The sequence below is a fragment of the Euzebyales bacterium genome, from assembly GCA_036374135.1.
Lineage (GTDB): Bacteria > Actinomycetota > Nitriliruptoria > Euzebyales > JAHELV01 > JAHELV01.
Window position 1 is genome coordinate 1 of the sequence record DASUUK010000071.1, and the last position, 9,057, is coordinate 9,057.

At 72.0% G+C, this 9,057-nt stretch carries 9 protein-coding genes; 7 read left to right on the top strand and 2 right to left on the bottom strand.

Translation table 11 applies throughout. The annotated features are described in order from the left end of the window. The coding region (locus VFZ70_12285) for a VOC family protein (GenBank protein HEX6256575.1) at nucleotides 1–577 on the bottom strand (577 nt) is incomplete at its 3' end. Between the two features lie 669 nt (nucleotides 578–1,246). Here VFZ70_12285 and VFZ70_12290 point away from each other — a divergent pair. From VFZ70_12290 to mnmA, 6 genes are all read left to right on the top strand, one after another. Next, the gene (locus VFZ70_12290; GenBank protein ID HEX6256576.1) at nucleotides 1,247–2,038 is read left to right on the top strand and encodes an electron transfer flavoprotein subunit beta/FixA family protein; all 792 of its coding nucleotides are present in this window, start codon (nucleotides 1,247–1,249) and stop codon (nucleotides 2,036–2,038) included. 10 nt (nucleotides 2,039–2,048) lie between these two features. Further along, on the top strand, nucleotides 2,049–3,023 hold the full coding sequence (locus VFZ70_12295) for an FAD-binding protein (GenBank protein ID HEX6256577.1): 975 nt from the start codon (nucleotides 2,049–2,051) through the stop codon (nucleotides 3,021–3,023). Between the two features lie 4 nt (nucleotides 3,024–3,027). Next, a complete protein-coding gene (locus VFZ70_12300) occupies nucleotides 3,028–3,546 on the top strand; it encodes a GNAT family N-acetyltransferase (GenBank protein ID HEX6256578.1) in 519 nt (172 codons plus the stop codon). Between the two features lie 9 nt (nucleotides 3,547–3,555). Beyond that, nucleotides 3,556–4,707 carry a cysteine desulfurase family protein gene (locus VFZ70_12305; protein HEX6256579.1) on the top strand — a complete coding sequence of 384 codons (1,152 nt, stop codon included), beginning with the start codon at nucleotides 3,556–3,558 and terminating at the stop codon, nucleotides 4,705–4,707. Between the two features lie 141 nt (nucleotides 4,708–4,848). Beyond that, entirely contained in the window at nucleotides 4,849–5,127 is a 279-nt protein-coding gene (locus VFZ70_12310; GenBank protein ID HEX6256580.1) for a hypothetical protein, read from the top strand. A gap of 40 nt (nucleotides 5,128–5,167) precedes the next feature. Continuing rightward, the gene (gene mnmA / locus VFZ70_12315) at nucleotides 5,168–6,361 is read left to right on the top strand and encodes a tRNA 2-thiouridine(34) synthase MnmA (GenBank protein HEX6256581.1); all 1,194 of its coding nucleotides are present in this window, start codon (nucleotides 5,168–5,170) and stop codon (nucleotides 6,359–6,361) included. Here the strand turns inward: mnmA and VFZ70_12320 are convergent. Further along, nucleotides 6,274–6,927, bottom strand: coding sequence for a hypothetical protein (locus VFZ70_12320; GenBank protein ID HEX6256582.1), 654 nt, complete (start codon nucleotides 6,925–6,927; stop codon nucleotides 6,274–6,276). The two genes, mnmA and VFZ70_12320, sit on opposite strands and share 88 nt — an antisense overlap. A 179-nt stretch (nucleotides 6,928–7,106) precedes the next feature. Here VFZ70_12320 and ligA point away from each other — a divergent pair. Further along, nucleotides 7,107–9,057 (top strand): NAD-dependent DNA ligase LigA (ligA, locus tag VFZ70_12325; GenBank protein ID HEX6256583.1); only part of this gene is annotated, 1,951 nt, incomplete at its 3' end.

Genomic DNA, 9,057 nt, shown 5'->3' on the forward strand with positions numbered 1-9,057 from the left:
CGTCGAGGTGCAATCGGTTCTTGCCCGGCGTCGGCATGTCCACGGCGACGATGTCGAGCGCCGGTGGACGCCCGGTCGGGTGGCACAGCGTGGCCACGAGATGGCTGCTGGCACGGACCTGCCACCCGGACGCCGCCGCCCAGAAGCGCGCAAGGCCCGCGGGGTCCGCGGCATCGACCACGACGGCAGCCAACGTGCCGACGTGCTCGAAGCGGTCGTCGGGCTCGAGCACGCAGAACTCGTTGCCCTCGGGATCGCGCAGCACGACCCAGCTGACGTCGCGCTGACCGACGTCGGCCTCCTGCGCGCCGCGGGCGATCACGCGCCCGACGATGTCCGACTGCGCCGCGATGGTCGTGCTCGCGAGGTCCACGTGCACGCGGTTCTTCCCGGCCTTCGGCTCGGGCACCGGAACGAACAGGAGTGCTTCCAGCACCTCCGGACCGCCCGACGGCACGATCGCCAGTTCCCTGGCGTCGGCGTGCACGACCGACCAGCCCAACGTCTCGGCCCACCACCGCCCGAGCGCGTCATGGTCCTCGCAGTCGATCACGACGGAGTACAGACGGGTCGCCATGCCGCCAGCCTGCCACGGGTGACGCCCGACATGCGCCGCACCGCCCGCGGCCGCCGCCTCGGCGCTAGGCTGCCCGGCGATGAAGACACGCCGGCTGGGAGACACGGGCTTGGAGGTCTCGCGCGTGGGCCAGGGCCTGACAGCGCTTGGCCGGCCGGCATTCATCAACCTGGGCCATGGTGAGGACCTTCCAGCGGCTCGCACCGTCGATGCCCTCCGCTGGCGCACGGCTGAGGTGCTCGACGCCGGGGATGGGTGTCATCGTCAAGGAGGCGGTCGCCAGCGGGCGGCTGACACCCCGCTCGACCGAGGATCGTGTGCGCCACGTGCTCGGCCCGATCGCCGACCGGTCCGCCGCGAGCGTCGACGCGGTGGCCCTGGCCGCGGTCCTCGATCGCCCGTGGGTCGACGTCGTGCTCTCTCGGGCGCGGCCACGGCCGCGCACATGCGCGCCAACCTGCGTTCGGGATCCTGGAGCTCACACCGGACCATCGCGCCGCCCTCGATGTGCTCGCCGAGCCGGCGGACGCGTACTGGAAGCGTCGAGGAGACGCGCGTGGGCGTGACACCCGAAACCGCCGGGCACGTGTCCGGCCGTCGCCGCCCGTCCCGAGGCGGACGCCCACGCGAGATGTTACCGTCGGGTAACCACTACCTCCGGAGGAGCCAGTGAGGATCATCTGTCCCGTCAAACGGGTGCCGGACACGGCGGCCGACAAGCACGTCGATCCGCAGGACCACACCGTCGACCGCGACCGCTCCGATCCGGTGCTCAACGCCAACGACGAGTGGGCGATCGAGGAGGCCCTGCAGATCGCCGAGCGCACCGAGGGCGCCGAGATCATCGCCTTGTGCATGGGGCCCGACCAGGCCGGGACGACCGTGCGCAAGGCGTTGTCGTACGGGTTGGACGGAGCGATCCAGATCACCGATGACGCGGTCGCGGGCAGTGACGCCGTCGCCACCGCGCGGGTGCTCGCCGCGGCCCTGGCCGATGAGCCGTTCGATCTGATCATCATGGGCAACCAGTCGTCGGATGCCCGGACGATGCTGGTGCCGGCCATGCTGGCCGAACACCTCGGCGTGCCGGCGCTGACCTACGTCAAGGACCTCGAGATCGACGGCGACGTGTTCACCGCGAAGCGCGAGACGCCTGCCGGGCATCAGGTGGTGCGGGCGACCGGACCGCTGGTCGTGTCGGTGGTCGAGGCGATCAACGAGCCGCGGTACCCGACGTTCAAGGGGATCATGGCGGCCAAGAAGAAGACCGTCGACGTGCGGGACCTCGTCGCGCTCGGCGTCGACGCCGCCGAGGTCGGACTCGACGGATCGCGGACGGCCATCGTCGACATCGCGCCGCGCCCGCCCAAGGAGGCGGGTCGCGTGGTCACCGACGACGGATCCGGTGCCGTCGGCGCCGAGGCGCTGGCCGACTGGCTCGTCGAGCAGAAGATCCTGTAGGAGGCCGACGATGAGCACCATCCTGGCATTGGTCGAACACGACGCCGGCGTGCCGCGCAAGGTGTCGCTGCAGGTCCTGGCGGCCGCGCGGGCGCTGGCCGATGACGTCCACGCGGTGGCCTTCGGCCCCGGGGCCGCCGATGCAGCCGCCGCGCTGGGTGCCCACGGCGCGACCACGTTGCACACGTTCGACGACGCGGCCGTGACGTCCTACGCCACGGGTCCCCACGCGGTCGCGCTCGCCGCCGCGTTGGATGCCTCCGGCGCCGGCGTCCTGCTGTACCCGGCCGACCCGTTCCTGACCGACATCGTCGCGCGCACCGCGGTCCGGCGGGGCGCGGGGGTGATCACCGACGCGGTCGATCTGACCGTGGCCGACGACGGACTGGTCGCCACCAAGGCGATCTTCGGCGGCGACATGCTGTCGCAGTGCAGGGTGCGCGACGGTCACCAGGCGTTCGTCGGCATCAAGGCCAACGCCTTCGCCGCGGCCGACGACGCTGACGGTGAGCCGGCGGCGGTGTCGAGCCTCGCTGTCACGCTCTCAGACGAGGACCGCCGGATCGAGATCCTCGACGTCGTCGAGCAGGAGTCCGGCGACCGCCCCGAGATGACGGAGGCGTCGATCATCGCCGCGGGTGGCCGGGGCCTCGGCGATGCGGAGGGCTTCCAGTTGATCGAGCGGCTCGCCGACACGCTCGGTGGGGCCGTCGGAGCATCGCGCGCCGCCACGGACGCCGGGTGGTACCCGCACCAGCACCAGATCGGCCAGACGGGCAAGACGGTCGCGCCGCAGTTGTACATCGGTTCGGGCATCTCCGGTGCCATCCAGCACCGTGCCGGCATGCAGACGTCCCAGCTGATCGCGGCGATCAACACCGATCCGGACGCGCCGATCTTCTCGATCGCGGACTTCGGCGTGGTGGGTGACCTGCACAAGGTCGTGCCCGCGTTGATCGACGAGATCGAGCGCCGTTCGGAATGATCCCGTGACATCGGGCGTCCGTGTGCGTCCCGTGCGGGTCGACGAGCACGAACGGGTCGCACGGCTGACGCTCGCCGCGTACGACGCGCTGGGCGTCCCGCACGGCCACTACCGGGCCGCGCTGGCTGACGTCGCCGGGCGCGCCGCACACGCGCCGGTGCTGGTCGGCGTGCGCGGCCCCGAGGTGGTCGGCGCCGTCACCTATGTGCCGGGTCGCGACAACAGGTTCGCCGAGTTCGACGATCCCGACGCCGCCGGCATCCGCATGCTCGCGGTCGATCCCGCCGCGCAACGCCGCGGCGCCGGCGCCGCGCTGGTCGCGGCGTGCGTGGACCGTGCCGTCGCGGCCGGACGTGGGCGGATCGTCCTGCACACGACCGACGAGATGGTCACCGCGCGACGGTTGTACGACCGGATGGGGTTCCGCCGGGCGCCGGATCGCGACTGGTGGCCCGAGCCCCACATCGCGCTGCTGGGATACGTGCTGGACCTCGACGTGCACCGGTCGCCCGCCGGGGCGTAGCGTGGGGTCATGATCTACCTCGACCACGCCGCGACGACGCCACTTGCCCCCGCGGTGCTGGCCGCGATGCTGCCCGCGTTCGAGCACGGCTACGGCAATCCCTCGTCGATCCACCGCACCGGTCGGGACGCCCGCGCCCGCGTCGAGCGGGCGCGCGAACAGGTCGCGGTCGCGCTCCGCGTGCACCCGCTCGACGTGCTGTTCACCTCGGGCGGGACCGAGGCGGACAATCAAGCGCTCAAAGGCATCGCCTGGGCGGCGCGCGACGCCGGGCGGGGCAACCACATCGTGACGACCGCGATCGAGCACCACGCCGTGCTGGACGCGGCCGTGTGGCTGCGTGACGCCCAGGGCTTCGACCTGACGATCGTCGGTGTGGAGGCGGACGGCGTCGTCGATCCCGACCGCCTGTTGGCGGCCGTCACCGACGACACGGTCGTCGTGTCGGTGATGGCCGCCAACAACGAGGTCGGCACCATCCAGCCACTCGACGTCATCGGGCCGGCCCTCGCCGACCGTGACGTGTGCCTGCACAGCGACGCGGTCCAGGCATTCGGGCGGACGCCGCTGCGCGTCGACGACTGGCACATCGACGCGCTCACGCTGTCGGCGCACAAGTTCAACGGGCCGAAGGGCGTCGGGGTGCTCGTGCTGCGTCGCGACGTCGACGCGGTGCCGGTGCTGCACGGCGGGGGACAGGAGCGCGGGGTGCGGTCCGGCACGTTCAACGCCCCGGGCATCATCGGCTGTGGTGCGGCGGCGGAGCTGACGGCCACCGGGGCGGACGAGGAGATCGTCCGGTTGCGCGCGCTGCGCGACGGGCTGATCGAGGGCCTGTGCGCCGTCGAGGACGTCACGTTGAACGGGTCGGCGACGGCACGGTTGCCCCACAACGTGAACGTCGCCGTGGCCGGGTGCGACGGCGAGGCGCTGCTGGCGGCGCTCGACGCCGGAGGCGTCTGCGCGTCGACCGGATCGGCATGCCAGTCGGGGGCGGCCTCACCGAGCCACGTGCTGTCCGCGATCGGCGCCGATCCGAACCGCGCCCACGTGCGCCTGACCTGCGGGCGGGCGACGACCACCGGCGACGTCGAGCGCGCCGTGCCGATCATCACCGACGCGATCAAGCGCCTGCGCGACCGTGGCGGCGGCTTCCTGTAGCGCGTCCACCGGCGCCGGGGCGGACGCACGCGCCGCGCCCACGATCTGGCCCCTGGAACAGGCGTTCGATCGATGTCATGATCGGGTGTGCCAGGTTTGCTGAGGCACGGCGGTGGGTTCCCCCGGACGACAGGGCAGGGCATGCGCGGTGATCGGGTCGAGATCGTGGTCGACACCGGCGACGGTGTCCAGACGTTCGACGTCGTCGCCACACGGGCGGGACGCCGTGTGGAGACCTCGGTCAGCCGCAGCACCGTCGAGGTCGTCGAGGTCACGCGGGGTGGCACGGTCGTCCGCGCCGCCCGGTTCATGGCCAGCCGCGTGATCGCGCTGGTCGAGCACCCGGCCAGCGAGCAGCGTCGACCTCCGCCGGCGGCCGACGACGAACCCCTCACGCTCGCCCTGCCCGACACCGGCTGAACCCGGTCGCGCGACGAAGGGCCCGGACCCGCGTGAGCGGATCGCACCGGCGGAGGATCGCCGGTGGGCGGCGCGGACGACACCGCGGGCGGGCAGAGCGCGGCCGTGGGCACGGGATCCGCGCCGCGCATATCGTGAGGACATGCGTGTGCTCGTTGCGATGTCGGGCGGCGTCGACTCGTCGATGGCCGCAGCGCTGCTCGTGGAGCAGGGGCACGACGTCACGGGCGTGCACCTGAAGATGGCCGACACCCCGTCGGGGCTACCCGGCAAGGGCTGCTGCACGCTGGACGACGCCCGCGACGCGCGTCGCGTCGCCGATCTGCTGGGCATCCCTTACTACGTGTGGGACCTGTCGACGCCGTTCCGCGCGCGGGTCGTCGACGACTTCGTCGCCGAGTACGCAGCGGGGCGCACCCCCAACCCGTGCGTGCGCTGCAACGAGCGCGTCAAGTACAGCGCGCTGCTGCAGCGCGCCCGGGCCATGGGGTTCGACGCGCTCGCCACGGGTCACCACGTCCGGTTGCGTCACGACGCGGGTCGCTGGCGGCTGCGGCGCGCGGTGGACCGTGACAAGGACCAGACCTACGTGCTGTACATGGCGACCCAGGAGCAGTTGGCGCACACCGTGTGGCCCGTGGGGGAGCACACCAAGCCGGCGCTGCGGCGCATGGCCGGCGAACGCGGTCTGGTCACGGCGACCAAGCCGGACAGCCACGACATCTGCTTCATCCCGTCAGGGGACCTGGGAGGCTTCCTGCGACCGCGTCTCGGGCACCGACCGGGCCCGATCGTGGATCCGGACGGACGCACGCTGGGACGCCACGACGGCGCCTACCTGTTCACGGTCGGTCAGCGGCGGGGTCTGGGGATCGCCGGCACCGACCACCCGCTGTACGTGACCGGCATCGACGGCGACGTCGTGCGCGTCGGGCCGCGTGAGCTGCTGGAGACCGCACGTGTGCTCGCGACGGCTGTCTCCTGGGTCGCCGGCACCGCCCCGCGTCGTCGGGAGGTGGCCGCCCAGGTCCGGTACCGCGGTCGGCCGCTGCCGGCGACGGTGACCGACGATGGTGCCGGTCGCGTGCAGGTCGAGTTCCGCGAGGAGCGCCCGGTGGGCGTTGCGCCCGGGCAGGCCGTCGTCGTCTACGACGGCGACGAGTGCCTGGGCGGTGGCACCATCGACGCGGCCACACCTGCGCGCGCGATGGTCGACAGCGCCGCGCGGTCGTAGGCGGCGCGGACCACCGGAGCGGCGCGCAGGTAGGTGACGATGCCGGCGGTCGTCAACGCGTGTGACTCGGCAAGACCGCCCGCGATCGTGCGAAGGTAGGCGCGTGCGGGTGCCGCGCCCGCAGGGACGGTGTCGCAGGTGAACGTCAGCACGGGTATCGCGTCGACGTGGCCGCAACAGACGACGAGCGGGTAGTTGCCCCGTCCCGCTCGCACCGCCTGACCGGGGGCGAGGTCGGCGAGATCGGTCGGGTCGGCGTCACCGCCGTTCTCCTGCGCGTGCACGTCCCCGAACTGTCCGACCGTCAGCCGATACATCCGCGCCAGCGTGCGACCGGTGATCGCGGTGTCGACGAACGCCATCCCCCCACCCCACGTCCGTGACGCCCCGCCGAACCGCAGTCGGTACGGCAGATGGTGGGGGCGGTCCTCCGACGGCACCGACCGGTCGCGGGCACCCGGATAGCGGCGCCGACCACCTGCGGGGGTGCCTCCGGTCAGGTAGTGCTCGAACCGTCGGCGCGACAGGTTCGAGCCGTAGCTTGCGTACCACACGTGCGACGGCATGCCACTGCCAGTGTGCCGCGGGCGCGTGCGGAGCGTGACGACCCTGCGGGCCAGGCCCTGCGGACACGCGGCGGCACGTCCTACGACACCGGTCGGACGATGCGTGCCACGGCACCGCGCACGCCGTGGTTGTGGACCGCTGCCCGTGTCGGGCTACGCGCGGACCTACACTGCCGCCGATGGTTGACGCCGATCTGCGCCGCGAGGTGGCCGAGCTACGAGCAGAGCTCGAGCGCCACCGCTACCGCTACTACGTGCTGTCCGATCCGGAGGTCACCGACGCGGCGTTCGACGCGATGCTGCAGCGTCTGCGCGGCATCGAGGAGCAGCACCCCGAGCTCGACGATCCCTCGTCGCCGACCCATCTGGTGGGCGCGCCGCCGTCCGGCGCGTTCGCCACCGTCCGCCACGAGCAGCGGATGCTGTCGCTGGACAACGTCTTCGCCGAGGATGGGCTGCGCGAGTGGGCGGAGCGGGTCGAACGCAACCTCGAGGGCACGACGCCGCGCTGGACCTGCGAGCTCAAGATCGACGGTGTGGCGATCAGCGTCCGCTACGAGCGCGGCTTCTTCGTGCGCGCGGTGACCCGCGGCGACGGCGACACGGGTGAGGACGTCAGTGCCAACGTGCGTGAGATCGCGGGCATCCCGGGGGTGCTGAACCTGGGCGACCCGCCCGCGGTCCTGGAGGTCCGTGGTGAGATCCACTACCCGGTGGCCAGGTTCGAGGCGATGAACGCCGCGCGCGAGGAGGCGGGCGAGCCGCGGTTCGCCAACCCGCGCAACGCCGCATCGGGTGCGCTCCGGCAGAAGGACCCACGCATCACCGCGACGCGTCCCCTGGCGCTGATCTGCCACGGCATGGGCGTGGCCGAGGAGCTCCACGTCACCAGCCACCAGGAATTCCTGCAGCTGCTGAAGGCGGCCGGCCTGCCGGTCGCCGCCGAGACGCGGACGTTCGAAACCATCGACGAGGTGCTGGCCTTCATCGAACACTGGGGCGAGCACCGCCACGACCCCACGTACGAGATCGACGGCGTCGTCGTGAAGGTCGACGACTTCGGCCACCAGCGACGGCTGGGCTCGACGAGCAGCGCGCCGCGCTGGGCGATCGCCTACAAGTACCCCCCCGAGGAGCAGCAGACGGTGCTGCGCGACATCCTCGTCAACGTTGGCCGCACCGGCAAGGTCACGCCGTTCGCCTCCTTCGATCCCGTCCTGGTGGCGGGATCGACGCTGCAGCTGGCGACCCTGCACAACGAGGACCAGGCGCGCGCGAAGGACGTCCGGCCCGGCGACACCATCATCGTCCGCAAGGCCGGCGACGTGATCCCCGAGGTCGTCGGCTACGTCCCCGCCAGGCGGCCGCCCGAGGTCGAGGCGGCGGGGCCCTGGCAGATGCCCGACACCTGCCCGTTCTGCGGGCAGCCGATCGAGCGCCTCGATGGCGAGGCCGCGAGCTACTGCTCGAACATCGACTGCCCCAACCGCCTGCTCGAGTCGCTCGCCCACTACGCGGGCCGTGGTGCGCTGGACATCGACGGGATGGGTTACGAGACGGCGCGGATCCTGCTCGACACGGGTCTGGTCACCAACATCGCGGACCTGTACCGGCTGGATGCCGACGACCTGCTCGCACTCGACGGCTTCGGCGAGAAGAAGGTCAGGATGCTGCTCGACGGCATCGAGCGGTCGAAGCAGCAGCCGCTCGAGCGCCTGCTGATCGGACTGAACATCCGCCACGTCGGCGGGACGACCGCCCGTCTGCTCGCGCGTGTGTTCGGGGATCTCGCGTCCCTGCGTGCCGCAGACGTCGAGGACATCGCGGCCGTCAACGGCATCGGCCGGATCATCGCCGAGGCGGTCGTCGCCTTCTTCGCGAACGAGCGCAACGCCGCCCTGGTCGACGAGCTCGTCGAGCTCGGCGTGCGAACCACGACGGATCGTGTCGCCGTCGAGCGCACCCTCGAAGGCTGGACGATCGTCCTGACCGGAGGCCTGGAGGGCTACACGAGGGACGAGGCGAAGCGCGCCGTCGAGGACCGCGGCGGCAAGGTGACGTCGAGCGTGTCGAAGAAGACCTCGGCGGTGGTCGTGGGCAGCGACGCCGGATCGAAGGCGGACCGCGCGC